General features: G+C 71.0%; 20 protein-coding genes, 2 tRNA genes and 1 pseudogene. 9 read left to right on the forward strand and 14 right to left on the reverse strand.

Annotation, left to right across the window (positions count from 1 at the left end; translation table 11 throughout):
- Positions 1 to 5 precede the first annotated feature (5 nt).
- From AB0I51_RS17250 to AB0I51_RS17265, 4 genes and pseudogenes are all read left to right on the forward strand, one after another.
- The gene (locus AB0I51_RS17250; RefSeq protein WP_362975829.1) at positions 6 to 2,534 is read left to right on the forward strand and encodes an MFS transporter; all 2,529 of its coding nucleotides are present in this window, start codon (positions 6 to 8) and stop codon (positions 2,532 to 2,534) included.
- Between the two features lie 103 nt (positions 2,535 to 2,637).
- Positions 2,638 to 3,459 carry a YceI family protein gene (locus AB0I51_RS17255; protein WP_362975831.1) on the forward strand — a complete coding sequence of 274 codons (822 nt, stop codon included), beginning with the start codon at positions 2,638 to 2,640 and terminating at the stop codon, positions 3,457 to 3,459.
- Positions 3,460 to 3,487: 28 nt separating this feature from the next.
- On the forward strand, positions 3,488 to 3,958 hold the full coding sequence (locus AB0I51_RS17260) for a PPOX class F420-dependent oxidoreductase (protein WP_362975833.1): 471 nt from the start codon (positions 3,488 to 3,490) through the stop codon (positions 3,956 to 3,958).
- A gap of 92 nt (positions 3,959 to 4,050) precedes the next feature.
- Positions 4,051 to 4,158 (forward strand): annotated as a pseudogene (locus AB0I51_RS17265) (PPOX class F420-dependent oxidoreductase); the annotation flags it as partial.
- A 9-nt stretch (positions 4,159 to 4,167) separates the two neighbouring features.
- Here AB0I51_RS17265 and AB0I51_RS17270 read toward each other — a convergent pair.
- From AB0I51_RS17270 to AB0I51_RS17310, 9 genes are all read right to left on the reverse strand, one after another.
- The gene (locus AB0I51_RS17270) at positions 4,168 to 4,938 is read right to left on the reverse strand and encodes a TetR/AcrR family transcriptional regulator (protein ID WP_362975835.1); all 771 of its coding nucleotides are present in this window, start codon (positions 4,936 to 4,938) and stop codon (positions 4,168 to 4,170) included.
- A 108-nt stretch (positions 4,939 to 5,046) separates the two neighbouring features.
- Positions 5,047 to 6,498, reverse strand: a complete 1,452-nt coding sequence (locus AB0I51_RS17275; protein ID WP_362975837.1) for an MFS transporter — start codon at positions 6,496 to 6,498, stop codon at positions 5,047 to 5,049.
- A 117-nt stretch (positions 6,499 to 6,615) separates the two neighbouring features.
- Positions 6,616 to 8,868, reverse strand: a complete 2,253-nt coding sequence (locus AB0I51_RS17280; protein WP_362975839.1) for a glycosyltransferase family 39 protein — start codon at positions 8,866 to 8,868, stop codon at positions 6,616 to 6,618.
- Complete coding sequence (locus tag AB0I51_RS17285) at positions 8,865 to 10,364, reverse strand: bifunctional glycosyltransferase family 2/GtrA family protein (protein WP_362975841.1); 1,500 nt, start codon at positions 10,362 to 10,364, stop codon at positions 8,865 to 8,867. Before AB0I51_RS17285 ends, AB0I51_RS17280 begins: the two co-directional genes overlap by 4 nt.
- 13 nt (positions 10,365 to 10,377) lie before the next feature.
- Positions 10,378 to 12,057, reverse strand: a complete 1,680-nt coding sequence (locus tag AB0I51_RS17290) for a HAMP domain-containing sensor histidine kinase (protein WP_362975843.1) — start codon at positions 12,055 to 12,057, stop codon at positions 10,378 to 10,380.
- Positions 12,054 to 12,794, reverse strand: a complete 741-nt coding sequence (locus tag AB0I51_RS17295) for a response regulator transcription factor (RefSeq protein WP_026179246.1) — start codon at positions 12,792 to 12,794, stop codon at positions 12,054 to 12,056. The genes AB0I51_RS17290 and AB0I51_RS17295 overlap by 4 nt, the downstream gene beginning before the upstream one ends.
- A gap of 205 nt (positions 12,795 to 12,999) precedes the next feature.
- Positions 13,000 to 13,917 carry an amidohydrolase family protein gene (locus AB0I51_RS17300; protein WP_362975845.1) on the reverse strand — a complete coding sequence of 306 codons (918 nt, stop codon included), beginning with the start codon at positions 13,915 to 13,917 and terminating at the stop codon, positions 13,000 to 13,002.
- An 85-nt stretch (positions 13,918 to 14,002) separates the two neighbouring features.
- Positions 14,003 to 14,902 (reverse strand): DUF2797 domain-containing protein, encoded by a 900-nt coding sequence (locus tag AB0I51_RS17305; RefSeq protein ID WP_362975847.1) that lies wholly within the window; start codon positions 14,900 to 14,902, stop codon positions 14,003 to 14,005.
- 36 nt (positions 14,903 to 14,938) lie between these two features.
- Complete coding sequence (locus tag AB0I51_RS17310; protein WP_362975849.1) at positions 14,939 to 15,322, reverse strand: HGxxPAAW family protein; 384 nt, start codon at positions 15,320 to 15,322, stop codon at positions 14,939 to 14,941.
- Between the two features lie 123 nt (positions 15,323 to 15,445).
- Here AB0I51_RS17310 and AB0I51_RS17315 point away from each other — a divergent pair, with 123 nt between their 5' ends.
- Positions 15,446 to 15,976 (forward strand): MarR family transcriptional regulator, encoded by a 531-nt coding sequence (locus AB0I51_RS17315; protein ID WP_362975851.1) that lies wholly within the window; start codon positions 15,446 to 15,448, stop codon positions 15,974 to 15,976.
- A 144-nt stretch (positions 15,977 to 16,120) separates the two neighbouring features.
- A complete protein-coding gene (locus AB0I51_RS17320; protein ID WP_362975853.1) occupies positions 16,121 to 16,591 on the forward strand; it encodes a hypothetical protein in 471 nt (156 codons plus the stop codon).
- On the opposite strand, the gene AB0I51_RS17325 is transcribed toward AB0I51_RS17320, so the two are convergent.
- On the reverse strand, positions 16,575 to 17,531 hold the full coding sequence (locus AB0I51_RS17325; protein ID WP_362975855.1) for an aminoglycoside phosphotransferase family protein: 957 nt from the start codon (positions 17,529 to 17,531) through the stop codon (positions 16,575 to 16,577). The genes AB0I51_RS17320 and AB0I51_RS17325 overlap by 17 nt on opposite strands.
- Before the next feature lie 261 nt (positions 17,532 to 17,792).
- On the opposite strand from AB0I51_RS17325, the gene AB0I51_RS17330 reads away from it, so the two are divergent.
- Positions 17,793 to 18,299 carry a hypothetical protein gene (locus tag AB0I51_RS17330; RefSeq protein WP_362975857.1) on the forward strand — a complete coding sequence of 169 codons (507 nt, stop codon included), beginning with the start codon at positions 17,793 to 17,795 and terminating at the stop codon, positions 18,297 to 18,299.
- A 385-nt stretch (positions 18,300 to 18,684) separates the two neighbouring features.
- Here AB0I51_RS17330 and AB0I51_RS17335 read toward each other — a convergent pair whose 3' ends face one another.
- The 4 genes from AB0I51_RS17335 to AB0I51_RS17350 all read right to left on the reverse strand — a co-directional run bounded on the left by AB0I51_RS17335 (position 18,685) and on the right by AB0I51_RS17350 (position 20,382).
- Complete coding sequence (locus tag AB0I51_RS17335) at positions 18,685 to 18,906, reverse strand: hypothetical protein (RefSeq protein WP_019073270.1); 222 nt, start codon at positions 18,904 to 18,906, stop codon at positions 18,685 to 18,687.
- A 222-nt stretch (positions 18,907 to 19,128) separates the two neighbouring features.
- Positions 19,129 to 19,605 (reverse strand): hypothetical protein, encoded by a 477-nt coding sequence (locus AB0I51_RS17340; protein WP_362975859.1) that lies wholly within the window; start codon positions 19,603 to 19,605, stop codon positions 19,129 to 19,131.
- Between the two features lie 418 nt (positions 19,606 to 20,023).
- Positions 20,024 to 20,096 (reverse strand) — tRNA-Arg (locus tag AB0I51_RS17345).
- A 195-nt stretch (positions 20,097 to 20,291) separates the two neighbouring features.
- Positions 20,292 to 20,382 (reverse strand) — tRNA-Ser (locus AB0I51_RS17350).
- Between the two features lie 169 nt (positions 20,383 to 20,551).
- Between AB0I51_RS17350 and AB0I51_RS17355 the strand changes: the two genes are divergently transcribed.
- Entirely contained in the window at positions 20,552 to 21,025 is a 474-nt protein-coding gene (locus AB0I51_RS17355) for an SSI family serine proteinase inhibitor (RefSeq protein ID WP_362975861.1), read from the forward strand.
- A 190-nt stretch (positions 21,026 to 21,215) separates the two neighbouring features.
- Positions 21,216 to 25,610 carry a PAS domain-containing protein gene (locus tag AB0I51_RS17360; protein WP_362975863.1) on the forward strand — a complete coding sequence of 1,465 codons (4,395 nt, stop codon included), beginning with the start codon at positions 21,216 to 21,218 and terminating at the stop codon, positions 25,608 to 25,610.
- Positions 25,611 to 25,635: the final 25 nt, after the last annotated feature.

Below are 25,635 nucleotides of genomic sequence, written 5' to 3' on the forward strand. Positions count from 1 at the left end.
AGCCCATGGCAACGACCACACCAGCCGGTGTGCGGGCTCACGCCAAGCACGGAGGGGGATCCCCCGCGGCCCCCGACGGCGCTCCGATGACGCACCGGCAGATCATGGAGGCGCTCTCCGGGCTGCTGCTCGGTCTGTTCGCCGCGATCATCTCCTCGACGATCGTCACCAACGCCCTGCCGACCATCATCGGCAGCCTGGGCGGCGGCCAGGAGGCCTACACCTGGGTCGTCACCGCGGCCCTGCTCTCCATGACGGCCTCGGTGCCGCTGTGGGGCAAGATGGCGGACCTGGTCAGCAAGAAGGCCCTGGTCCAGATATCCCTGGTCATCTACATCATCGGCTCGGTCGTCGCGGGCCTCGCGCAGAACCCGGCGATGCTGATCGGCGCCCGTGTCATCCAGGGCCTCGGCGCCGGCGGTCTCTCCGCCCTCGTCCAGGTCGTGATGGCCGCGATGATCGCCCCGCGTGAGCGCGGCCGGTACTCCGGCTACACCGGCGCCACCTTCGCCGTGGCGACCGTCGGCGGTCCGCTGCTCGGCGGTGTGATCACCGACACCTCGTGGCTCGGCTGGCGCTACTGCCTCTTCGTCGGCATCCCCTTCGCGCTGATCGCGCTGATCGTCCTGCAGAAGACGCTGAACCTCCCGGTCACCAAGCGGAAGGTCAAGGTCGACTGGGCCGGCGCCTTCTTCATCACCGCCGCCGCGTCGCTGCTGCTGGTCTGGGTGACCTTCGCCGACGACAAGTACGACTGGCTGTCGTGGCAGACGTACACGATGGTGGGCGGCACGTTCGTGCTGGCGCTGCTCTTCGTGTTCACCGAGACCCGGGCGAGCGAGCCGATCATCCCGCTGCGCCTGTTCCGCAACCGCACGGTCTCCCTGGCTTCCCTGGCCTCGCTGTTCGTCGGGGTCGGCATGTACTCGGGCACCGTGTTCTTCTCCCAGTACTTCCAGCTGGCCCGCGACAAGTCCCCGACGATGTCCGGTGTCATGACGATCCCGATGATCGGCGGTCTGTTCGTCGCGTCGATGGTCTCCGGCCGCTTCATCACCAGGACCGGCCGCTGGAAGGGCTGGCTGGTCGCCGGCGGCCTGTTCCTCACCGCCGGTCTGGGCCTGCTCGGTCTGATGCGCTACGACACCCCGTACTGGGAACTGTCCATCTACATGGCCATGCTGGGCATCGGCGTCGGCACGATGATGCAGAACCTGGTCCTCTCCACGCAGAACCAGGTCACCCCGAAGGACCTCGGCGCCGCCTCCTCCACGGTGAGCTTCTTCCGGTCCCTCGGCGGCGCGGTCGGCGTCGGTGTGCTCGGCTCGGTCATGTCCGGCCGGATCACCCACTACGCCAAGGACACCGTCACCTCGCTCGACCCGCAGTCGCAGGCCGCCGCGGCGAAGGCCGTCGGCAGCAGCGCGCTCCCGGACATGGACGCCCTCCCGAGCACGGTCCGCACCTGGCTGGAGAGCGCCTACGGCCACGGCATCGCCGATGTCTTCCTGTACGCGGCGCCCTTCGCCCTCATCGCCTTCGTCGTCGTCATGTTCATCAAGGAGGTCCCGCTGCGGACGTCCGGCGGGCTGGCGCAGGCCGCCGAGGAGGCCGTGGGCGTGCTGGACGCGGCCGAGGTTCCGCCGCCGGCCAAGGAGAACAACACCCCCAGCTGGGCCGCCACTTCCGAGACTCGGACCGCCGCCGTGGCCACGGCGACCAGGGAGGAGACCGCACCCGTGACCGCATCCGCGTCCGTCCCCGCCTCCGGCGGAATTTCCGTCCGCGGCTTCGTCCGCGGCGCCGAGAGCGCGCCCGTCCCGCAGGCCGCCGTCACCCTGATCTCCCTCGGGGGACGCCAGCTGGGCCGCTCGGTCACGCAGGCGGACGGCTCCTACGCGCTGGACGCGCCGAGCGTCGGCTCGTACGTCCTGATCGCCTCTGCCGACGGCTTCCAGCCGCAGGCGTCGACGGTCGTCGTGAACGGCAGCGACCCGGTGTCGTACGACATCCTCCTCAGCGGCACCAGCGGCCTCAACGGCCTTGTCCGGGCGGCCGATTCGGGTCAGCCGGTCAAGGACGCGATGGTCGTCGTGACCGATGTGCGCGGGGATCTGCTGTCCACCGGAACCACCGGTGAGCAGGGCGAGTTCGCCTTCGCCGAGCTGGTGCCGGGGGCGGTGACCGTCGCGGTGAACGCCGCCGGGTACCGGCCGCGCGCGCTGCCCGTCGAGGTCGGCGGCACCGGTGTCACCCGGATCGAGATAGACCTCGACTCCGGCGCCCAGGTCCTCGGTGTGGTCCGGGCCCCGCACGGCCCGCTGGCCGACGCCCGGGTGACCCTCGTGGACGCGGCGGGCAACGTGGTCGGCACCGCCACCACCGGGGCGGACGGGGCGTACGCCTTCACCGACCTGAGCGGCGGCGAGTACACGGTGATCGCGACGGGCTACCCGCCGGTCGCGACCGCCCTCACGCTGAACGGCAGCGGAACCGACGGCCACGACATCGAACTCGCCCACCCCGGCGAGTAGTTCACCCCCCCACCCCGGCCCGTGGAACGTGTCCCGAGCGGAGGCACGCCCCACGGGCCGGTTCCCTTTGTGCGGCTTTGTACGGCTAGGAGTGACGAGAGACATGGGACTGACCGCGAAGATCCGTACCCGCGACGGATGGGCCGTGTCGCACGCGGTCGTCACGGTGACCGACACGACCGGCGCGCAGGTGCTGCGGGCCGAGGCGGACGCGGAGGGAGCGGTGCGGGACCCGAACCCCATGGCCCCCGGGCCGTACACGGTGATCGTGACCGCCGTCGGATACGCGCCCGCCGCCGCCACCGCGATCGTCACCGCGAGCGGCCGGGCCGAGGTCGGCACGGTCACCCTGGCCCGCCAGGGCGGCACCGAACTCCCGCCGCCCGGGCCCTGGACCGTGGACCCCGCGCACTCCACGGTCGGCGCGGTCGCCCAGCACCTGGGCATCTCCAGCGTGCGCGGCCGTTTCACCGACTTCAGTTCCACGGTCGAGATCGCGCCGGACGACATCGCCAAGTCCCGTGTGGAGGCGGTCATCCGGGCCGCGTCCATCGACACCGGCAACGGCATGCGCGACGACCACCTGCGCTCCCCGGACTTCCTGGACGTGGCCCGCTACCCGGAGATCACCTACCGCTCCACGGGCCTCGCCCCGGCCGGCTCCGACCGCTGGACGGTCTCCGGCGAACTGACCCTCCACGGTGTCGTACGACCGGTCGACCTCGACCTCGCCTACCTCGGCACCGGCGCCGACCCCTGGGGCGGCACCCGCGCCGCGTTCCGGGCCACTACGGAACTGCACCGCGAGGACTTCGCGATGAACTACAACCAGGTCGTCCAGGCGGGCATCGCCGCCATCGGCACGACCCTCAAGGTCGAGCTGGACATCCAGGCGGTGCAGGGGAAGTCGCTGCCTCAGGCGTAACGCGGTGCCGTGCGCCTAGGGTGGCGGTATGGCACCGAACATCGCGACCAACACCACCGTCTCCCTGGACGAGTTGCTCGACTTCGTACGACCCCGTCACCGCGCCCTGCTGCTGACCCGGCGGGCCGACGGCAGCCCCCAGGCCTCACCGCTGACCTGCGGGGTGGACGACTCCGGGCGGATCGTCGTCTCGACCTACCCCGAGCGCGCCAAGACCCGCAACGCCAAGCGGGACCCGCGCGTCAGCATCGTCGTCCTGAGCGACGAGTGGAACGACCCGTGGGTCCAGATCGACGGCACCGCCGAGGTCATCGACCCGCCGGACTCCGTGGAACCGCTCGTCGAGTACTACCGCAACATCGCCGGCGAGCACCCGGACTGGGACGAGTACCGGGCGGCGATGCTCAAGCAGGGCAAGTCGATCATCCGCGTCACGCCCGAGCGCTGGGGCCCGGTGGCCACCGGCGGCTTCCCCGCACGGCTCGCGGACGGCGAGTAGACAGCCACGTACCACCCCAACCCGACGGACGGAGTCCGGCGCAGCGCCCCGAAGCCTGCGAAGCAGTGCGAGGGACGCGGACAAAAGGGGCCCGGGCGGCGATGCTCAAACAGGGCAAGTCGATCATCCGCGTCACGCCCGAGCGCTGGGGCCCGGTGGCCACCGGCGGCTTCCCCGCACGGCTCGCGGACGGCGAGTAGGGCTTGGGCTCAGCCCCGTTTCACCATCGCCTCGATGCCCGCCACCAGCAGGTCCAGGGCGAAGGTGAAGTCCCGTTCCATCATCTCCGCGACCGTGTCGCCGCCCCGGGCCGCCATGAGCCGCTTGGACTCCTCCACGACCTCGGCGGCCGTCGGAGCCCCGTCCAGCGTGGTCATGGCGTGCCGGAAGTAGTCGTCGGGGGTCATGCCGGTGTCGGCGACCCGGGCGAAGAAGTGGCCCTCGATCGTGCCGTAGCCGTAGACGAACTGGAAGACGGCCGAGATGGCCCCCGTCAGCCGGTGGTCCGGCAGCCCCGTGCGCCGGACCACGCGCTGGACGACGCGGGAGAAGGACAGCGAGTTCGGCCCGATGTTGAGGAACGTCCCGGCGACCGGGGACAGCCACGGGTGCCGTACCAGCAGCGCCCGGTACTCCGTGGCCAGCATGCGGAGCTGGTCCCGCCAGTCCTCGGCCTCGGCCTCCGGATCGGGCAACGGCAACTCGCCGAAGACGGAGTCCAGGGCGAGTTCCAGGAGGTCGTCCTTCGTGTCGACGTACCAGTAGACGGACATCGCGGTCACGTTCAACTCGGTGGCGAGCCGCCGCATGGAGAACTTCGCGAGTCCCTCGGCGTCCAGTAGTCGTACGGTGGCGTGGGTGATGCGGTCGCGATCAAGCCCGGAGGGCTGTCCGCCCCCACGTCCGCTCCGGCGCGTCCGGGTCTCCAGCCAGACACTGCTACGCGCGGAACGCCCGGACGACGGGCTTGTCTTGGCCATGACGCACCTACCTCAGCATTTCAATTCCGGGCCAGTATCCAGGTGCGCGGGGAACTGCGCGACCAGCCACAACGCACCCGCAGTCGTCCACGCACCCCGCCACCCGAGCTACTGGGCGACCACCACCCCCGAGTCTGCCCGCTCCGCCCGCCACAACAACGCGGCAGCAAGCAAGCCCCCGGCCAAAACAGCGACCGCCCCAACAAGTTGACCGACCTCCAGCGCGGAAGAGAAGGAATCGGTCGCCCTCTTCCGCTCGGCCGCCGAAGTCGCCGCCGCCAATCCCTCCGGCAAGGAGCTCGCCGCGAACCGAGAGCTCAGCACCGCACCGAGAACGGCGACCCCCAGCCCGTTCCCGAACTCCCCCAACGTGCCGTTGATGCCCGCACCGATCCCCGCCTTCTCCACGGGAATCGCACTCATGATCGCGTGAGCCATCGCCGGAGTGGCCAGCGCGGTCCCCGCCCCGATCAGCATCAACCCCACCAGAGTCCCCGCATACCCACCGGACGCGAGCGACGCGATCGACACCAACCCCGCCGACATCAGCACCATGCCCAGCCCGATGGCCGACGGGGCGCCGGTCCTCGCCGTCAACTTCGCGGCCAACCCCGAGAAGTTGAGCGCGACGATCACCAGGGCGAGCGGTGCCGTCCGCACCCCGGCCTCCAACGGGCCGTAGCCGAGGACGAATTGGAGGTGCTGGGTGAGGAGGAAGAGCGAGCCCGCCATGCCGAAGGTGATCAGGACGACTCCGGTGACCGCGCCCGTGAACCGGCGGTCGCGGAAGAAGTCGAGGTCGAGCATGGGGTACGGGACGCGGTTCTCCCAGTACGCGAAGGCGGCCAGCACCAGGACCGCCACCGTCCCGGTGAGCAGTACCCGGTCCGACGTCCAGCCGTGCGCGGGGCCGGAGATGATCGCGTAGACCAGCGCGGCCATCCCGATGGTGGAGAGCAGGGCGCCGAGGAGGTCGGGGCGGTCGCCGCGCGGGTTCTTCGACTCGGGGACCAGGACCACCGCGGCCACCAGGGCCAGGGCCGCGACGGGGAGGTTGATCAGGAAGATCGCGCCCCACCAGAAGTGGTTGAGCATGAAGCCGCCGAGGAGCGGTCCGGTCGCGAAGCCGAGCGCGTTGACGGCGGACCAGATGCCGATCGCCTTCGGCTGTTCCTCGGGAGTGAAGATCTGCATCACGACGGCGAGGGTGGTGGTGATGAGCAGCGCCGCGCCCACCCCCATGCCGGCCCGCGCGACGATCAACTGCCCGGTGGAATGGGCGAGTCCGGCGATCAGTGAGCCCGTGCCGAACAGCGCGAGACCTGTGATCAGCATCTTCTTGCGGCCGTAGCGGTCGGCGGCGCTGCCCGCGGTGAGCAGGAGCCCCGACTGTACGAGCGAGTACGAGTTGATCATCCACTGGATGTCCGCGGTGCTCGCGTCGAGTTCGCGGGTGAGCGAGGGGATCGCGACGTTCAGGACGGTGTTGTCGAGCAGCACGGTGAGCTGCGCGAGGCAGATGACTCCGAGGACGATCCAGCGCTTGGGGTGGGAGCTCATATTGTACACCGTAGAACATTTACTATACGGCGTACAACAGAGATGCTCCGGACACGGAGAGGGGGCGGTGACCGTGTGGTCACCGCCCCCTCTCGGCTCCGAACCGTCAGCCGGGTGTCAGCTGCTCGTCTTCTGCGTCAGGTCGTAGAAGGTGGCCGAACCGACCGTCACCTTCTTGTAGTTCTTCTCGACCCACGAGGAGATCTGCGAGGAGCTGCCGGTGCTGCTGCCGCCCATGCCGGTGCCGCCCGAGATGAAGTAGTGGATCTTGCCGTCCGCCACGTACTTCTGGAACTGGGCCAGCGTCGGCGACGGGTCGGTGCCGTTGAAGCCGCCGATCGCCATCACCGGGTCACCGGTGGCGAGCTGGTAGCTCGCGGCGTTCTGGGAGCCGATGGACGCGGCGACCCAGGTGTACTTGCTCGCGTCCGTCTGGAGCAGCTTCTTGGCCGCCGAGGTGACCGTCGCGCCGTTGAGCAGACCGCCTACGCCACCGCCGCCCATGCCGCCGTCGCCCATCTGGCCGCCGCCGAAGCCGCCGCCCTGGTTCTGGGTCGTGCCGCCGCCACCGGGCGCGGTGCCGGTGCCGCCGCCGGGCGTGGTACCCGTTCCGCCGCCGGGCATCGTGCCGCCACCGGGGAAGCCGCCGCCCTGGTTCTGGGTGGTGCCGCCGCCCTGCTGGCCGGGCATCGTGCCCGTGCCGCCGGTGCGGTTGCCGCCGCCGAAGCCGCCCCGGCCACCGCCCGGACCGCCGCCCATCATGCTCGCGCCCGCCGGACCGGCCGTCGGGATGGAGCCGGTGTGCGCCGAGTTGACCGTGGACATGGTGTAGGCCGCAGGGCCGGCCAGGCCCGCCACGATGCTCAGGCCGACTGCCGCGAGGGCGAGTTGACGGCCGATCTTCGCGACGAAGATCAGGCCGAGCGCGCCGGCGAGAGAGCCGAGGAGGACCAGCCACTTCAGCCAGGGCAGGTAGTCGGAGGTGCGGTTGAGGAGGACGTAACCCCACACGCCCGCGGCAACCACCGCCGCCGCGAGGGTGATCGACGCCCAGATCTCGCCGCGTCGCTCCCACAGGGAGCCCGCGCCGATGCCGATCACGGCCGCGATGTAGGGAGCGAGGGCGATCGTGTAGTACTGGTGGAAGATGCCGGCCATGTAGCTGAAGACGACCAGGGTCGTCACCAGCGAGCCGCCCCACACCAGGAGCGAACTGCGCCTGACCGACGTGCGGTTGAGCTTGCGCGTGGCCACCAGGCCCGCGACCAGGAGGATCAGCGCGGTGGGCAGCAGCCAGGAGACCTGGCTGCCGATCTCGGAGTTGAACATGCGGTTCCAGCCGGTGGCACCCCACATGCCGGTGCCGGTGCCGCCGCCTCCGCCGCCGACGCTGCCGGTCTCGTCGCCGCTGAGGCGGCCGAACCCGTTGTAGCCGAAGGTCAGTTCAAGGAAGCTGTTGTTCTGCGAGCCGCCGATGTAGGGGCGCGAGGAGGCGGGCCACAGCTCGACGATCGCCACCCACCAGCCGGCGGCGGCGACCAACGCACCCGTCGCCAGGCCCAGTTGGGCGAACCTCTTCTTCACGCTCACCGGCGCGCACACCGCGTACACGATGGCCAGCGGCGGCAGGATCAGGAAGGCCTGGAGCGTCTTCGCGAGGAACGCGAAGCCGATCGCGACACCGGCCCACACCAGCCACTTCGTACGGCCGTCCTCCAGGGCCCGGACGACGAGGTAGCAGGCGACCGACATCAGCAACGCCAGTGCGGCGTCCGGGTTGTTGAACCGGAACATCAGCGCGGCGACCGGGGTGAGCGCCAGCACGGCGCCCGCGATCAGACCGGCCTCGGGGCTGTGGCGGCGGCGGACCGCCGCGTAGACGACCGCGACCGTGCCGACGCCCATGAGGACCTCGGGGACCAGGATCGCCCACGAGTTGAGGCCGAAGATCCGGACCGAGATCTCCATCGGCCACAGGAACGCCGAGGGCTTGTCTACGGTGATCGCGTTGCCCGCGTCCAGCGAGCCGAACAGGAACGCCTTCCAGCTCTTGCTGCCGGCCTGGACCGCCGCCGAGTAGAAGGAGTTCGAGTAGCCGGACGCGCTCAGGTTGTAGAGGTAGAGCAGACCCGTCGCGAGCAGCATGCCCCAGAACGCGGGGCGCACCCAGCGGGGGTCCTCGGGCCGGCCGCGCCACAGGCGGCGGCCGAGCGGCTGCTTGGGCTCACCGGCCTGGGGGGCCAGGGTGTCCGAGGTCGCCACCGGTTCGTGCAGGGCCGTGTCTCTGGCACCGCTGTCACCGGTCGGCGCCCCCCAGGACGAGGGGCCGCCTCCTCCCGGATAGGTCGTCTGATCGGTTTCGGTGGTCATCGGGGGTCCCTCGGGTCGGTGTCGTGGGGACGCACCGGCTGCAACTGCATGGTCGCGTCCCTCCAGGTGCCGTCCGCGGCTTCACCGGCGCGGAACTGGGTGGTGGTGTCGTACGACGTTCCCTGCTGGGGCTGCCGCATGGGCAGCGGGCCGTACGCACCGTGGTGCTGCGCGTGCTGGGGTGTCGTCGCCGCCGTCGAATAGGTGGGCGACGAAGAGGTGTTGAGGGCTGCGAGCGTCGACTCGTCGGCGCCGTCGCCGCGGTCCGGGAAGACCCAGGCGCGGAAGAGCAGGAAGCGCAGGACGGTCGCCGCGAGGTTGGCGGCCACCAGGACCGCGAGTTCGGTGGAGTGCGCCGGGTTGCTGCTGGCCGCGTTCAGTGCGGCGAGCGAACCACTGGTCAGCGCGAGGCCGATGGCGAAGACGACGAGGCCCTGTGCCTGGTGGCGGACGGCGCCGCCCCGGCCGCGGACCCCGAAGGTCAGTCTGCGGTTGGCGGCCGTGTTGGCGACCGCCGAGACCAGCAGCGCGAGCGCGTTGGCGATCTGCGAGCCGGAGAACTGCCGGAAGGCGCTGTAGAGCACCAGGTAGAAGAGGGTGGAGAGACCGCCCACGACACAGAACCCGACGAGCTGGCGGGCCAGCCCCTTGGGCACGTCCTTGATGTCACGGTCGCGCGGGTCGTCGCCGAAGGGGCGCGTGACACGGTCGAGCGGCAGCGAACCGGAGGCCAGGGCCTTGCCCACGCGCCACACTCCCTTCAGGTCCTCGGTCGCCGTCTTCACGATGTGGACCGTCGAGTTCGGGTCGTCGACCCAGTCGACCGGCACCTCGTGGATGCGCAGTCCGGCCCGTTCGGCCAGCACCAGCATCTCGGTGTCGAAGAACCAGCCGGTGTCCTCGACGAGCGGCAGCAGCGCCTGGGCCACATCACGCCGGATCGCCTTGAACCCGCACTGGGCGTCCGAGAAGCGGGCCTGCAGCGAGCCGCGCAGGATCAGGTTGTAGGTCCGGCTGATGAACTCGCGCTTGGCGCCACGCACGACACGCGACGAGCGGGCCAGCCGGGAACCGATCGCCAGGTCGGAGTGACCCGAGATCAGCGGCGCCACCAGGGGGAGCAGCGCGTTGAGGTCGGTTGAGAGGTCGACGTCCATGTAGGCGAGGATCGGGGCGTCCGAGGCGGACCAGACGGTGCGCAGTGCTCGACCGCGCCCCTTCTGCTCCAGCCGGAAGGATTTGACCTCCGGGATTTCCGACTCCAGCCGCGCCGCCACCTGAGGAGTGGTGTCGATCGACGCGTTGTCCGCGATGGTGATGCGGAACGCGTACGGGAACGTGCGCTTGAGGTGCTCGTGCAGTCTGAGCACACATGGCTGGAGGTCCTTCTCCTCGTTGTAGACGGGGATCACTACGTCCAGGACAGGCGTACCGGCGTCTCCGGCCGGGAGGTGCTCCCGCGCCGGCAGGGTGCCGGGAGAAGAGTCGGTTCGCATGAACCGACTCTCCTCAAGCGCCCTGTTGCACCCATGTGGTGGCACTGTGCTGTGCCTGTGAGTGCGATTGCCAATTCGTTTCGGGGGCGGGCATGGGCACAGCCGGTGCAAGCGCGGGCAGATGCACGGTGAACACAGTGCGTCCGGGAACGCTGTCCACGGTGACGGCACCGCCGTGCGCGGTCGCGACCGCCTGCACGATGGCGAGGCCCAGACCTGTCGACCCGGTGGAGCGGGAACGCGCCGAGTCGCCGCGCGCGAACCGTTCGAAGACGTGCGGCAGCAAATCCGGCGGGATGCCCTGGCCGTTGTCCTCGACGTCCACGCACATCCACGGCCCGCGCCGCTGCACGCGTGCGGTGATCGTCGTACCCGGTGGGGTGTGCTTTCTCGCATTGCCCAGCAGATTGACCAGCACCTGCTGGATACGGGCCGCGTCCGCCGACACGAGGGCCGGTTCGTCGGGCAGGTCGAGCCGCCAGTTGTGCCCCATGCCGGCCGCGCGCGAGTCGCTGATGGTGTCCACGACGAGCGGGATCAGGTCGGTCTGGTCGAACTGCAGCGGTCTGCCCGCGTCGAGCCGGGCGAGCAGGAGCAGATCCTCGACGAGCAGGGTCATGCGCCCGGCCTCGGACTCGATCCGGCCGAGGGCGTGCTTGGTGTCGGGCCCGGTCTGTTCGCGCCCGCGACGGGTCAGCTCGGCGTATCCACGGATGGAGGCGAGTGGCGTCCGCAGCTCATGACTGGCGTCGGCCACGAACTGCCGTACGCGCATCTCGCTCTGCTGTCTGGCGTGCAGGGCCCCGTGCACGTGGTCGAGCATCCGGTTGAGCGCGGCCCCGACCTGGCCGACCTCGGTGTGCGGGTCGGTCTCGGACTCGGGGACCCGTTCGTTCAGGGTCACCTCGCCCGTGTGGAGGGGGAGTTCGGAGACTCGGGTGGCGGTGGCGGCGACTCGGCGGAGGGGGCGGGTGGCTACGCCGACGAGGACGTAACCGGCGATCCCTGCGGCGACCAGGCCGGCGGCAGTGACGCTGAGCTCGACGAGGATGAGTGTGTCGACAGTGTTGTCGACGTCCGTCGTCGGCAGGGCGACGTAAAAACCCTCGCTGCTGTTGTCAGGGATCGCGGCGTACTTGACGAGATAGCTCCCGAGACCCGGGATGGTCACGGTGTGCGTCTTGTTGTCCTTCGCCACGGAGGCGAGGGCCTGCTTCTGCGCCGTGGTGAGACCCACGGAACCCATTCCCTTGCCCACGCCAGTGCTGTCGGTCTTCTGCTGGCTGTAGGACGCTGTGGTGATCGAGCCCTTCTTCACATAGGCGGCGACCGTCTTCTCCTGTGCACCGATACCGAAGAGCCTGTTGACCTTGGCGGCGGGCGTGAGGTTCTGATCGGGATCGCCGCTCTTGGAAGTGGAGGAGGACGACGAGCCGTTCGGGTTCAACGGAGCCGGTCCGTCAGCACCCGGGCTGCCCTGTGGGCCACGGCCCACCGCACGAATGGCCGTCTCCTGCACCTTGTTCTGGAGCTGGTCGTACAGGTGCGACTTCAACGCAACGGTCGTCACCGTACCGATCACCGCGCAGACCACCGCGATCAGCGTCACGGACGCGACGACGAGCCGGGTCCGCAGGGTGCGCGGCTTACCCGCTCGCTTCTTCTGCGCACGCGGCCGTCGTCGCCCGCTCATGAGGCCGCGGGCTTGATCAGGTAACCGGCACCGCGTCGAGTGTGGATCATCGGCTCACGTCCCGCGTCGATCTTCCGGCGGAGGTACGAGATGTAGAGCTCGACCACATTGGCCTGCCCACCGAAGTCGTACGACCACACACGGTCGAGGATCTGTGCCTTGCTGAGTACACGACGGGGATTACGCATCAGGAAGCGCAACAGCTCAAACTCGGTGGCGGTGAGGTGGATGCCCTCGCCTGCCCGCGACACCTCGTGGCTGTCCTCGTCGAGGGTGAGGTCACCCACGACCAGCACGGAGTCCGAACGGCGGTCCGCCGCACCGGAGCGGCGGATCAGCCCGCGCAGCCGGGCCACGACCTCTTCGAGGCTGAAGGGCTTGGTGACGTAGTCGTCGCCGCCGGCGGTGAGACCCGCGATCCGGTCCTCGACCGCGTCCTTCGCGGTGAGGAACAGCACCGGAACGTCCGGCAGCTCACGACGCAGCCGGCCCAGGACGGTCAGGCCGTCCATGTCGGGCAGCATCATGTCGAGGACGACGGCGTCGGGCCGGAACTCACGCGCGGTCTGGATCGCGCCGGTTCCGTCACCCGCGCTGCGGATCTGCCAGCCTTCATAGCGAAGGGCCATGGACAGCAGTTCGGTGATCGACAGCTCGTCGTCCACCACAAGCACTCGGACGGGGCTCCCGTCCGGCCTCAGCAGTTCGGTGCGCCCCTGGGGCGAGGTCGTGGTCATGGTGGACACGTTGTCGTGGTCCTCTTAGAGCACGCTTTCTAGAGTCTGTGATTTTCCTGAGAAACGCACAGGGGCCTCTCAGGGAACACCTTGGAATCTCTTGCCCGGGACTTATCCCGTCCCGCACACGGCTCCGGCGGACCTGTGCGTTCCGCCCGTGCCGCCTCGGTCTCCCCTGTATCCCCCCCCAACCTCCGCGTCTCCGTCAAAGCCCGAACAGCCTGGCCCCGTTGTGATGGCAGACGGCCCGCAGCCAGTCGTCCCCGAGGCCCAGCCGCTCCAGGGCGTGCAGTTGGTGCAGATACGGATACGGGATGTTCGGGAAGTCGCTGCCGAGTAGAACGCGGTTTCCCAGGGCGGCCAGCCGGGGGAGCGCACGGGGCGGGAAGGGGGCGAGGCGTTCGCTGAAGTCGGTGAACGCCATCGTGGTGTCCAGCCGCACCTCCCCGTACCGCTCGGCGAGGCCGAGGAAGTCCTCGTACTCCGGCATCCCCATGTGCGCGACGACCAGCCGCAGCCGCGGGTGCCTGGCCAGCACCCGGCCGATCGGCTCGGGCCCGGTGTGCTTGCCGGGAGCGGGCCCCGATCCGCAGTGGATCACGACCGGTGTACCGGACTCGGCGAGCAACCCCCAGGCGGGATCGAGGAGTTCGTCGTCCGGGTCGTACGCCCCGACCTGCACATGCGCCTTGAACACCCGCGCGCCGGACTCCAGCGACTCCCTGACGTAGTCCTCGACTCCCGGCTCCGGGAAGAGAGTTGAGGTGTGCAGACAGTCGGGGGTACGGGCGGCGAAGTCGACGGCCCAGCCGTTGAGCCAGCGGGCCATGCCGGGCTTGTGCGGGTAGAGCATGGCGGTGAAAGCGCGTACTCCGAACTCCCTTATCAGCGCGACCCGTTCGTCCTCCTCCTTCCGGTACGCGATCGGCCATTCGAGCGCACCGCCGGTCGACGGCCCGAGCGCGTCGAAGTAACCCCAGACCTTGCGCAGCACCCGCTCGGGCATGAAGTGGGTGTGCACGTCGACGAGTCCGGGGAGCCCGAGCCGCTCCCAGAACCGCCGGATCTCGACCGCCTCGGCCGCCTCGGCCGTTTCGCCGCGATCACCGGATTCACTGCCCATACGGGACCCCACTCCTGCCCACCGGCCCCTGCTCGTCCGCAAGGAGGGCCAGCGTGAAACGGTAGCTGAGCCGCCACCGGAGCGCTCAGAACAACCCCTCCTGGACCCCCGGCGCTTCCCTCCTGAACTCCCTTACCGGCACGGTGAATTCGACCGTCTCGCCCCCGGCCGGGATCAGCTCCCACCCCGTCATCAGCCGCGTGTCCAGCACGACCACTCCCCGCCCGGTCGCGAGGTGGAGATCCGGCCCCGCGGCCGCGAGCACCTCCCCGCTCACCACTCCGCCCGCGATCAGCCCGCTCACCTCGCCGACGGCGGCCGGGAGGTCAGTGAGGCCGAACACGTCGACGTGGTCCACGGGTTGATACGGCTCGCGGTGGAGCGACTCCGGCCATTCGGGCAGCGCGAGAGCCCGGGCGTGCAGGTCGGCGATCTCGGCCGCGCGCTCCGCCGCCGAGCCCGGGAGCACGGAGCGGACGGCGCGCTTCTCGCCGTAGGGAATCCGGTCCGGTACCCGGAGTGCGGCGCGCAGGAGTTCCTCCGAGCGGCGGGCTGCCATGAGGGGGCCGAGGCCCAGCCAGCTGAAGCAGACGGCGCCCTGCTCAAGCAGTCGCGCGGAGCCGCGCTCTTCGGCGGTGATGCCGACCTTGAGCAGGCCGGGGCCGAACCAGGCCAGATATACGTGGTACGGCCGTGGGTCGTCCGCGATCGTGTCGGCGGCCACCGAGTGCGCCCGGTCCAGCCGCGCGCACTCCTCGCACCGCGCGCCCGTGCTGCGCTCCGGCACGGCCGCCCGCACCGGACAGGTATGCCCCCGCGCTCCCACACATGTCCGCCCGCCCCCTTCCGCGACCTCGAAGGCCACCCGCTTCCCCCGGGGCAGCGGGCTCCCGCGCCCGCCGTCCCACTTCAGCTCGGGACCGCCCACCGTCCATCGGAGTCCCGAGCACTTCCACGTCCGTTGTGCCCGTGATGTCTGTGCCATCGCTCACGAGATTAGAGGGCGCCACTGACAACGGCCTCAGCCTGCGGTTTCTCCGACCAGGACGGAAGCGGACTTCCGGAGCGCGACCGCGCGCTCCTCGTCCGTGCACTCCTCCGCCGGCCGTCCCCGCCCCGCCAGCCGGCACCCGACACACCCGGCGTGCCCGGCCCGCGCCAGCGGGTCCCGCACCCGCATCCCCCACTGCGCCCGGTCCCGCCGCCCGGGCGGCTTGCCCCAGCCGGTGAGGTGGAGCGCCCAGGTGACCAGGACGGCGACGACGACGATCCCCAGTCCGCCGCCGATCAGCGCGGCGGAGACGGTACACACCCCCGCGCCGGCGACGGCCGTCCCGACGGTCGCGATGCCGAATCCGGTCCACCCGGCGACCGTATGCCCCTCGTCATACTGGTGTGCGCTCATGTGCCAGCCCCTTCGACAGACGACAGACGACAAACCGCAGATGACAGCCCGCAGGTAACCCTCGAATCTCTCACCATCTAAGAAGTTTAGAGCATTAACCTCTCACTAGCTAAGGCAATATCCATGCAAGCCAAGCCCCGCCCCGCCGCCACCCCGGCCCAGGCACTGGACGCGATGGACTCCCTCATCGCCACCGCCCAGCTCGGCCAGCAGGAAATGGCCGAGCGGCTGGGCCTGAACGTCACCGATCTCCTCTGCTTCGCCTGCGTCCTGAAGGCGGGCGAGAACCTGCTCACGGCGGGCGACCTGGCGGAACACGCCCACGTCACGACGGGCGCGGTGACCGGCATCCTCAACCGGCTGGAACGCGCCGGTTTCATCACCCGCGTCCCCGACCCCACCGACCGCCGCCGCGTCCGCGTGGCCTCCGTACCGGCCGCGGTGACCCGGGTCGTCGCGCTCTACGGCCCCTACTACGACCGCCTCAACGCCCAGTTCGCCGACTACTCCCCCGAGGAGATCGCCGTACTGGCCGACTGGTTCGCGCGGACGTCGACGCTGGCGCAGGACTACATCGAGGAACTCCGCACGCGGGACAAGGAGCAGGACCGGGAGCAGGACGGGGAGCAGGACGGGGGTGGGAGCCGGGGGTAAGCCCGACCCCGTTGGTGGAGCCCGCTGCACCAACGGTTCGGGAGACCGCTTCATCGTGCCCGCAGCCGTACGACGGCATCGTTGATCTCAGCCGGTCAGGAGGACCGGCGCAGGTCGAACGGCCGCCGCACGGAGGGAAATCCCATGACAACCGCTCCCGGTCCGTTCGCTTCCTTCGTACGGTTCGTGGTGTGCGGGGGCGGGGTCGGGGTGCTGTCCAGCCTGGCGGTACCGCTGCTGGCCGCGCTGATGCCCTGGGCGGTGGCGAACGCGCTGATCACGGTCGCCTCGACCATCCTCTGCACCGAGCTGCACGCCCTGTTCACCTTCGGCACCGGGCGCCGTCCCGGTCTGCGTGAGCACTGGCAGTCGGCGGGTTCGGCCACGGCGGCCTACGCGGCGACTTCCGCCGCGATACTCGTCCTCCACACCGTCCAGGCCTCCCCCACCATGCTCACCGAGCAGATCGTCTACCTCAGCGCCTCGGCCCTCGCCGGCATCGGCCGCTTCCTGGTCCTGCGCCTGTTCGTATTCGCCGACCGCACCACACCGGCGACCGTAGCGATCCCGGTACGGCCGGTCCCGGCGACGCCCGTGTTCAGCGCGGCGGCATAAGAGTTCCGCGCCCCAACAGCCCCGCGCACCAGCGGAGGTGACCGTCGCTCCCGTCCGAGGAGAACAGGTCGTACGTCGTCAGGGCGTAGGCCCGCTGATAGAGGGCGAGCGTGTCCGGCGAGTGGTGGAGCTCCTCGGCGAACAGGCGGGTGAGCACGGCGGTGTGGCGCTCGGCGTACGGCCCGTACATGTCCCACACGGCGGCGGTCACCGCGGCCTCGAAGGCCGGATCGCCGGCGGTGGTGAAGAACCCGAAGTCGAGTACGGCCGTGGGGGCGCCGGTGTCGTCGACGTGAATGTTGGGCGGTACGAGGTCGCCGTGCACGACGGAGACGAACGGGCTGCCCGGCAGCGCCACCAGGGACTCCGTGGTCCGTCGTACGATCGCCGCGAGGTCGGGGACCCTGGCGGCGAGCAGGTCGCCGTGCCTGCCGACCGCACGCCGGACGAGTGCGGCGAGCGCGTCGGGGAAGCGGGCGTGGCCCTCCCAGAGGGGGCGGTCGTCGCCCTGGACGGTGAGACGGCGCATGGCTTCGGTGCCGGGTACGGCGGCCAGGGCGCGCAGAACCGTCAGCAGGGCGTCGTTCTCCCTCGCGGGCAGCTCCCGGGGCGGTGCCGCGATCGCCGAGTCGGCCCGCAACGGCGTTCCCCGCAGCTCGCGTTCATAGGTGACGAGGACGCCCTCGTGCTCCTCGACGACTTGGATCTCCGGCGTGGCGAACGGCAACGACGGCGCGTGCCGGGCGATGTCGTCGTAGACCCGTCGCACGAGCTCCAGAGCGGCCGGCCGCCTCCCGCTCCAGACCTTGGCGACCGTCCCGTCGCCGAGCCGGTAGACGGCACCTTCGACACCGGCGGCGAGCGGCCGGGCGCCCGGGTGACCGCGGTCGGCGAAGTAGCGGACCCAGGCGGCGGTGTGCTGTTGGCGGTGGGTGGTCATGGCTGAAGTACATCCGAGTGGAGCGGGTCATCGGCTCGTCGACCTGCTCGATAGCGTCTGCACGGCCGTGCGGGGGACGTCGGCTGCGGGGTCGTCGGGCCGGGCACAGCGGGTATCGGCGGCGGGATCCGAGGATCGCGCGGGTGGTTCGCGAGGCGCTCGGGGCGGGGGTGGAGAGTGTGTTGAACGTGGGGGCGGGGGCGGGTTCGCGCGAAACCGTGGGGCTGCGGGTCACCCCTGTCGAGCCGTCCCGTTGGATGCGTGAGCAGCGGCCTCGGGGGCTCGCCGCGGCAGTGGACGCGGGTGGCCGTGCAACTGCCGTTCCCCGACGGGACGTTCGACGCGGCGATGACGACGTTCGGCGTGCACCAGTGGAGCGACACCGGCGCCGGGCTGCGTGAGATGCGCGGGGTGACACGGGGTCCGGTCGCCGTACCGACCTCCTGCGATCCCGGTTTCGTCCAGGACTTCTGGCTGTACGAGTACGCGCCGCTGGTCCTGGACACGGAGGCCCGCCGCCATCCGTCCGTCGCCGGCATCGCCGACACCCTCGGGGGGGGGACGGTCACCGCCACCGCCGTGCCGGTCCCCTCGGACTGCACGGACGGTTCAACGAGGCTCTCGATCCCGGCGCGGTCCAGGCCTGCCGGGCCTGGAGTTTCGTGGCGGACGGGACGCGGGCGCAGTACGTCGGCCGTATCAAACCGCCTTGGCGGACGGGAGTTGGGACGCGCGGCACGGAGCGCTGCGGGACGCGGAGGCCCATGAAGGGTCCCTGGTCCTCATCCGCTCGGTCCGTTGAGGGGGGGAGGAGGAGCAGTGGGCATGACTGTGCACGCCCGGTCCGCCGCCGGAAACAACCCGTTCCCCTTCGGAAGCCCGGCCCCCCGTGGCTGGGCCGTCCTGTCTAGCCCGCCCGGCGGTAGGCCTCGTCCAGCTCCGAGAACGTCGCCGGTCCGTCGTCGAGCGGCAGCGTCTCGTCCTCCCCGAAGTCGGGGGCCTGGAAGGGGTTCGTCGCCGGAGGGGGCGATCCCGCGTTGGCACGGCGGGACGCCCCTTCCGGGGCGGAGAACAGCGAGGTCAGTTCGATGAGAGGTCTCCCGTTCGTTACAGGCCGCCAGGACCTGGTGTGCCGTGACCGGGCACTGCGGTCCTACAGCTTGCTCATCTTGGCGTACGGACTCAGGATGCGCTCCTGAACCGACCCGAAGTCGACGAGCACCGCGATGCCGTCCTCGATGCCGATGACCCGGCCGAGGCCGTACATGTCGTGTGTCACCTGGTCGCCCACGGCGAAATGCTTGGGGGCCGCCGCGGCCGGTGCCTTGAAGGGACTGGTGGGCAGATAGCGCTTCGGTGCAGCTGGCTTTGTCATTGCTTCCAGTATGGGCCTAGACACGCCTCCCGCTGAGGCCGTCCACATCGCTTGTTCATCACAACCTGGTCGCCGACCTCGCTGACACCCTCGCCGAGCACACGAAATCATGTGAGCAACGTCACTTGGGTGCCGGGGCGGATGGGCGCAGGAGCGGATGGGTGTGCGGCGGGTGCCTGGCGGTCGAGGGCGTTGCCGGGCGGGCCGCCGTCGGGACTGCCCTCAGTCGCGGGCGGCTCCGGCGGGCCACAGGATCCGTACGGGTACGCCGGCGCGCTCCGCGTACGCCACGACGTCGGCGGTACCGCCGTGACCGCGTGCCGGCCGCCCGTCCCAGACGGCGAACAGCTCGTCGACCAGACCGACCAGGACCTCGCTGCCGACCATGTGGGCGTGGGAGTCGGCGTCCGTCAGACCGGTCCCGTGCACCTCGGACGCCCGGTGCACGAGGTCGTCGTAGACCGCCTGGTGCCAATCCGGCAGAGACGCACGGTACTTCGAGGCAGGTACGACGATCTCAAGCGAGCCGCCGTGCTCAAGGATCGCCTGGGCGAACCACGCGTCGGGGCCGTCCGCGATGCACGAAACACCCACGAGGTCGGCCACGGGGCAGGCGTTCACCGCCTCCCGGATGGCCGCGGTGACCGCCCGCCCGGTGTCGCTGGGCAGCCCTCGGTGCCCGGTGATCCCTATACGCATGCCGTGTCCCCGCCCTTCTCCTCAGACTCTTCAAGTAAAGCGCCGCGCGACCGCGCCCCGCAGACTGGCGGCAACCCGTCTCTCGCGGGCCGGGCAGATCCGAGAACGGGAGGCGGGCGAGCGCGGTTCTTCCACGCCGATGTGACGGGCCGTTGACATCCGCCCGCGGGCGTACTGGCGAAGGACGACCGCGCGGCGTGGCGGTGGAAGGTGACGGCCGACAACACCGGAGAGGTCGTTTGCTTGGATCAAGAACACCGCCATCGACCTGGGCGCGGTGGCTGGGGCACTCGTCACCGTCTGGGGCCTGTACATCGCGGTGAGCAGCCGGCGCCCTCGCGCCGGCGAGGAGGAACCCGTGACGCCGGACGAGAACAGGGACCCTGTGGAGTGATCCACAGGGTCCCTGTCACTGATGTGCACTCGGCAGGATTCGAACCTGCAACCTTCTGATCCGTAGTCAGATGCTCTATCCGTTAAGCTACGAGTGCTTGATTTTCTCTTGTTTTCCTTCGCCGCTCCCGGCCCTTCCGGCCCGCTCGCGGCGACAGGAAGAACATTACATGACTGCCGCCGCCATGTGAAATCCGTTAGCCGTACCCCTTGTGAGCTGCGGAAACGGCCTGAAAACGACCTTGTGAACGACCGAAGCCCCGGTCGCTTCGACCGGGGCTTCGGATGGGGTGCGGAGGCGGAGGGATTTGAACCCTCGATGGGATTTGCGTCCCAAACCGCATTAGCAGTGCGGCGCCATAGACCGGACTAGGCGACGCCTCCAGCAACGACCTCCCGCGCGAGCGCGAGTGGTGCGTGCAGATGATGACACAGACGAGCGGGGTGCCACCAATCGCGGTCTACGGTACTAGGCAGGCGGGCCGCAGGGCAAAGCCGTTGATGCCGGCCGCCGTGTCCGCAACGTCCGGGGGCAGTGGGCGTTAGTCAGGTCATGTTGCAGGTCAACCGTCTCCTCGTGATCGCCGCCGCGTCCGCCGCCACCGTCGGCGCAGTGGCCGCGACGCCCGCCACCGCGTCCCCCACGACCGCCCGCACCCTCGCCCCACCGCCCGGAAATGACGAGGACCGGTCCGGCGGCGACCATCTCACCGTCACCGTCCGGCACGCGGGCGCCGCCGACGGCACGCGCGACCTGTACTGCCACCCCGGCGGCGGGACCCACCCGGACGTGACCGGCGCCTGCGAGGCCGTCGGCCGCAACACCCGGTGGGGCAAGGACCCCTTCGCCCCGGTGCCGCCCGACAGCATGTGCACGATGATCTACGGCGGCCCCGCCACCGCCCACGTCACCGGCACATGGGCCGGACGCCCCGTCGACACGACGTACGACCGGAGCAACGGCTGCGAGATCTCCCGCTGGAACCGGATGGTCCCGCTGCTGCCCGACCTCGGCGCCGGCCACTAGAAACTCCGGGGATCGGGGGGTGTCGGTGTTCGGTCACACGTTCTGCGTCACTTCACCGTGCGACCTCCCTCTCATCTCACTCCGCGAGCACGAGGAGTGCCTTTAGACTCCCTCGCGTGACACGTCGCGGGCCGGTTGGCAAGATGGCCTCCGCGGTCGGCAAGGTGCGGTAACAGGGAGGAAGCGTCTCGTGAGCAGCAGGCCATCCCGAGGCGCTGCTCGCCTCGCAGCCATACTCGACGCACTCCCCGACGCGTTGGTGCTGGTCAACGCCAACGGGACGGTCGTCAACGCGAACACCATCGCGCTGGAAGCCTTCGAGGCGCCCGGCACCGCGCTCGTCGGACGCGGACTGCTGGACCTGCTGCCGGAGTTCGACTCCCGGCTCATCCCCGGTTCCATGCGGCGCCCCGACTCGATGGACCCGCGCGGCCGGACCAAGCCGACCCGGATGATCGCACGGCGGACGGACGGGTCCGAGTTCCCGGTCGAAGTGACCAGCGCCAACCTCGAAGACGGCCAGCAGGCCTACGACGGCTACGGCTACACCGCCGACGAACTGCTGATGCTCGTCGTCCGCGACCTCTCCGGCACCGTAGACACTGAGGCCGAGCTGGCCCGTTCGCAGCGGCAGACCGAGATGATCCTGCGCGCCGCCGCCGAGGGTGTCGTAGGAACGGACACGGACGGGCGGGTCGTGCTCGTCAATCCGGCCGCCGCCCAGATCCTCGGGTACCGCGCCAGCGACCTCGGCGGCAAGGAACTGCACACCCTCGTGCTGCACTCGCGGGCGGACGGCTCGCCGTTCCCGTACGCGGAGTCGCCGCTCGCCGACACCCTGCGGTCCGGGCGCAAGCACCGGGTGCGCGGGCAGGTGCTGTTCGCCAAGAACGGGGACCGGGTCTCCGTCGACCTGACCACCGCGCCCGTGCGCGACGGCGACCAGCTCGTCGGCGCCGTGATGACCTTCACCGACCGGCGGCCCTACGACTCGCTCGCCGAGGAGAAGGAGGCCGCCGACAAGCAGCACCGGGACGAGCTGGAGCGGATCGACGAGGAGCACGCCTCCGAGCTGACCGCCCTGCGCCAGAAGCACATCACCGAGGTCGAGGAGCTCCAGGAGCAGCACGAGGAGGAGCTCGCGGCGAACGAGGAGCGGTACGCCGCGCTCGGGGAGCGGGAGAAGGACCGCTACGAGGAGCTGGCCGCACGGCACGAGCAACTGCTCACGCTACTCGGGCGTTCGCTGCGCGGGCCCCTCGACGAACTGCGCCGGGAACTGGCCGCGCTGGCCGCCGACGACGCCGGGCAGCTGTGGCCCGAGGCCAACCAGGTCCTCCATCATCTGTCGGCCGGCTACTCGCGCATCACGCAGCTCATCGACAACGTGCTCGGCTATCAGCGGCTGGAGACCGGGGCCGAGGAGATCTCGCGGACCAAAGTGATGCTGGACGCGGTCGTCGCCGCCGGTGTCGACGGGGCCGTGGAACTGATCGGGCCGGGACGCGTGCAGTTCGCCGTGCACGCGCCGCCCATCGAGGCCGAGGTCGACCCGGTGCTGCTCGCCACCGCGCTCGCCCACCTCGTCGCGGACGTCGCCGGCGTCGACGCGACCGGCAACTCGCCCGCGTCGGCGGGCGGTTACATGGACAACACGGTCGTCGTGGCGGCGGCGCAGCGCGGCGAGGTCGTACGGATCGAGGTGCGTGGGCCGTACGCCGGGGGAGACCCGGTGCACGAGCCGATCGTGCGCGGGATCGTGCGGGCGCACGGCGGAGTGCTGCAGACGCACGACGTACCGGGGATGAGCGGCAGCGCGTATGTGCTGGAGGTTCCGATCGGGGGCGGGGCAGGGGCCGTCGCGGTTCCGGCCGCGACCGGCGGTGCCGAGCTCGCCGTACCCGAGCAGGCCGGCGGCAACAGCGGGCGGCGACGGGCCCGGCGGTCCTCCGTGGACGCGTTCCTGGAGAGCGAGGTGCCGGACGGCGAGTCCGGCGGCTCCGACGGTGAGGCCGCGGTGCCCACCGGGCGGCGCAGAAGGCGTGCGGGCGAGGAGTCGGCGGCGGCCGTGGAGGCGGGCGGCGACGGCGCTTCCAGCGGTACGGGGCGACGGCGCGGGCGGGCGGCCGAGGGCGGCGCCGGTGACGGGGACGACGCGGAGGGCGTGTCCGAGGGTGCCGTGATGACGGCGGCCGAGCATGCGGCCGGTACGGCGGCCTCGGGGACGGGACTGGGCGGGACGGTGCCGCCGCAGGGTGTGCCCGCGCCCGCCGGTGGCGAGCGGCAGGCGCTGCCGCCCGCGTTGCCCGCGGGAGGTCCTGCGGGGGGTGCGGCCGACGGCTCCGGTGGTTCCGGTGGCGAGGACGGGCAGCCGACCGGGCGTCGTAGGCGTGCCCTTGCGGCTGCGGCCGAGCGGGCCGCCGCGCAGGAGGCGGGTGCCCGTACGGTGTTCGCGCTGCCGCCGGCCGAGGCGGACCGGACGCCGGAGACGGGCGCGCAGATGCCGGTCGCCCCGGGAGTTCCGGTCGCTCCGGGGCAGGTTGCCGGTGACGAAGGGCGGCACGACGCCGTTCTGCACGACCAGTCCGAGGACCACACTCCGCCGCAGCCGCATCCCGCGAGCGCGCCCACCGGGCGGCGGCGCCGGGCCGTGGCCCAGCCGCAGCAGCCCGCGGAGGGTGTGCCGGCGCAGGCGGCGGCCGCGGTGGTTCCGGCACAGGGGACGGCGGGCCAGGGACAGCAGGTCGTCGCTCCTGGGCAGCAGCCGGTTCAGCAGGGGCCGGGTGTTCCCGTCGGCGTACCGGCACAGGTCGGGGTCGCGCCCGTGCTGCCCGGGCAGAACTCCGGTCAGCTCGCGGCGGCCGGCGACACGGCCGTGGGACAAGGGCTCCCGGGACAGGTGCAGGGTGCGGCGCAGCCGGTCGGTGGTCCGCCCGTCGGCGGTCAGCCCGTGCCCGGTCAGCCGGGCGCCGCCGTGCAACTCGCCCCCGCGCAGGGCCTCCCCGGTCAGGGACAGACCACTTCGGCCCAGCCGATGCCGCTCCCGGCGGAGTCGACCCCCGGTCAGGGCATCCCGGCACAGACGGCGTTGCCGCAGGGCGGGCCGGGCGGCCGGCCCGTCTCACCTCAAGGACTCCCGGGTCAGCCGATTCCGCCGCAGGGCGTCCCCGGCGCCCAGGGGCAGCCGGTCTCTCCGCACGGCATCCCCGGCCAGGTCGCCGGGGCTCAGGCCCAGCCCGGTGCGCCCGCTGCGGCCGTACCGCCGCAGGCGCTTCCCGCCGCTCAGCCGGTCCCTGGCGCCCCCGTACCGGCGAACGGCGCCGACCCCGCCGTAGCCCCGAATCCGCAGCCGAACCCGAACGCCCCGACAACGGCCGCTCCCGCTGCTGCCGCGCAACCCCGGGTCGCGCAGCCGCTGCCCGCCGAAGCTGCGGTGCAGGCGCCGGCCGGGGCTTCGGTCGGGGGTGTTGATCCCAACTCCACTCAGGGGCGGGCGATCAGTGTGCGGACGTTGGGGCAGGGCGTGCCGTTCACGCGGCAGGCGGCCCAGGTGCAGCAGCCGACCGCCACGCCTCCGCCGCATCAGCCGGGCGGCGGCGGGCGGCGGCGGAAGCTGGGGACGCGGCCCGAGCCCGCGGCCGGGGCGCCGGAGCAGGCGGCCCGTCCGCATCCCCAGGGTGAGCAGGCTCAGCACTCGATGGCCGGGCAGTCGCGGCTCTCGCCGATCACCGAGGGCGCCGGACGGTCGTACGCCATAGGAGCACCGGACGAGAACGCGGCCGAGGGGCCCGAGCCGCTGGACGGACCGGGCGGGGCCGTGGAGATCGCGGACACGCCGAGGCCGCAGCCGCTCGACGACGAACTGCCTCCGGAGCCGCTCGACAACCCGCGCCGGCTGCTGGTGTGGCCCGCGCCGGACGTGACGACCACGCAGGCGCTGAGCGACCGCGGGTACCGGCCCGTCATCGTGCACTCGCGCGAGGAGGTCGACGCGCAGATCGCCGCGTTCCCTGCGGCGCTGTTCGTGGACCCGCTGACCGGCCCGATCACGCGGACGGCCTTGCAGTCGCTGCGGCAGGCCGCGGTAGCGGCGGAGGTGCCGGTACTTGTCACCGCCGGACTCGGACAGGCGACGCGGGAGGCGGCCTACGGCGCCGATCCCGCCGTACTGCTGAAGGCGCTCGCGCCCCGGGACAGTGAGCAGCATCCGCCGCGGGTGCTGTTGATCGAGGAGCACGCGGAGATCGCGCTGGCCCTGACGGCGACGCTGGAGCGGCGCGGGATGCAGGTGGCGCGGGCCGCGAGCGACGCGGACGCGGTGACGCTGGCGGGGCAGTTGCGGCCCAACCTGGTCGTCATGGACCTGCTCCAGGTGCACAAGCGGCGGGCCGGGATCGTCGACTGGCTGCGGGCGAACGGGCAGCTCAACCGCACCCCGCTCGTCGTCTACACGGCCGCGGTGGACCAGGCGGATCTGCCGCGGCTGGCATCGGGGGAGACCGTGCTGTTCCTCGCCGAACGGTCCACGAGCACGGAGGTCCAGTCGAGGATCGTGGACCTGCTGGCTCGGATCGGCACCAACTAGCCGACCGGTCCGGCCAGTCGGGCCA

The organism is Streptomyces sp. NPDC050549, from assembly GCF_040655035.1.
Classification (GTDB): Bacteria; Actinomycetota; Actinomycetes; order Streptomycetales; family Streptomycetaceae; genus Streptomyces.

Excerpts from the sequence above, each read along its gene's own strand:
- AB0I51_RS17325 (WP_362975855.1), bottom strand. The coding sequence starts at position 17,531 with ATGACCACCCACCGCCAACAGCACACCGCCGCCTGGGTCCGCTACTTC.
- AB0I51_RS17255 (WP_362975831.1), top strand. The coding sequence starts at position 2,638 with ATGGGACTGACCGCGAAGATCCGTACCCGCGACGGATGGGCCGTGTCG.
- AB0I51_RS17335 (WP_019073270.1), bottom strand. The coding sequence starts at position 18,906 with ATGACAAAGCCAGCTGCACCGAAGCGCTATCTGCCCACCAGTCCCTTC.
- AB0I51_RS17300 (WP_362975845.1), bottom strand. The coding sequence starts at position 13,917 with ATGGGCAGTGAATCCGGTGATCGCGGCGAAACGGCCGAGGCGGCCGAG.
- AB0I51_RS17260 (WP_362975833.1), top strand. The coding sequence starts at position 3,488 with ATGGCACCGAACATCGCGACCAACACCACCGTCTCCCTGGACGAGTTG.
- AB0I51_RS17310 (WP_362975849.1), bottom strand. The coding sequence starts at position 15,322 with ATGAGCGCACACCAGTATGACGAGGGGCATACGGTCGCCGGGTGGACC.
- AB0I51_RS17290 (WP_362975843.1), bottom strand. The coding sequence starts at position 12,057 with ATGAGCGGGCGACGACGGCCGCGTGCGCAGAAGAAGCGAGCGGGTAAG.
- AB0I51_RS17305 (WP_362975847.1), bottom strand. The coding sequence starts at position 14,902 with ATGGCACAGACATCACGGGCACAACGGACGTGGAAGTGCTCGGGACTC.
- AB0I51_RS17250 (WP_362975829.1), top strand. The coding sequence starts at position 6 with ATGGCAACGACCACACCAGCCGGTGTGCGGGCTCACGCCAAGCACGGA.
- AB0I51_RS17315 (WP_362975851.1), top strand. The coding sequence starts at position 15,446 with ATGCAAGCCAAGCCCCGCCCCGCCGCCACCCCGGCCCAGGCACTGGAC.
- AB0I51_RS17270 (WP_362975835.1), bottom strand. The coding sequence starts at position 4,938 with ATGGCCAAGACAAGCCCGTCGTCCGGGCGTTCCGCGCGTAGCAGTGTC.
- AB0I51_RS17295 (WP_026179246.1), bottom strand. The coding sequence starts at position 12,794 with ATGACCACGACCTCGCCCCAGGGGCGCACCGAACTGCTGAGGCCGGAC.
- AB0I51_RS17355 (WP_362975861.1), top strand. The coding sequence starts at position 20,552 with ATGTTGCAGGTCAACCGTCTCCTCGTGATCGCCGCCGCGTCCGCCGCC.
- AB0I51_RS17320 (WP_362975853.1), top strand. The coding sequence starts at position 16,121 with ATGACAACCGCTCCCGGTCCGTTCGCTTCCTTCGTACGGTTCGTGGTG.
- AB0I51_RS17285 (WP_362975841.1), bottom strand. The coding sequence starts at position 10,364 with ATGCGAACCGACTCTTCTCCCGGCACCCTGCCGGCGCGGGAGCACCTC.
- AB0I51_RS17280 (WP_362975839.1), bottom strand. The coding sequence starts at position 8,868 with ATGACCACCGAAACCGATCAGACGACCTATCCGGGAGGAGGCGGCCCC.
- AB0I51_RS17275 (WP_362975837.1), bottom strand. The coding sequence starts at position 6,498 with ATGAGCTCCCACCCCAAGCGCTGGATCGTCCTCGGAGTCATCTGCCTC.
- AB0I51_RS17340 (WP_362975859.1), bottom strand. The coding sequence starts at position 19,605 with ATGCGTATAGGGATCACCGGGCACCGAGGGCTGCCCAGCGACACCGGG.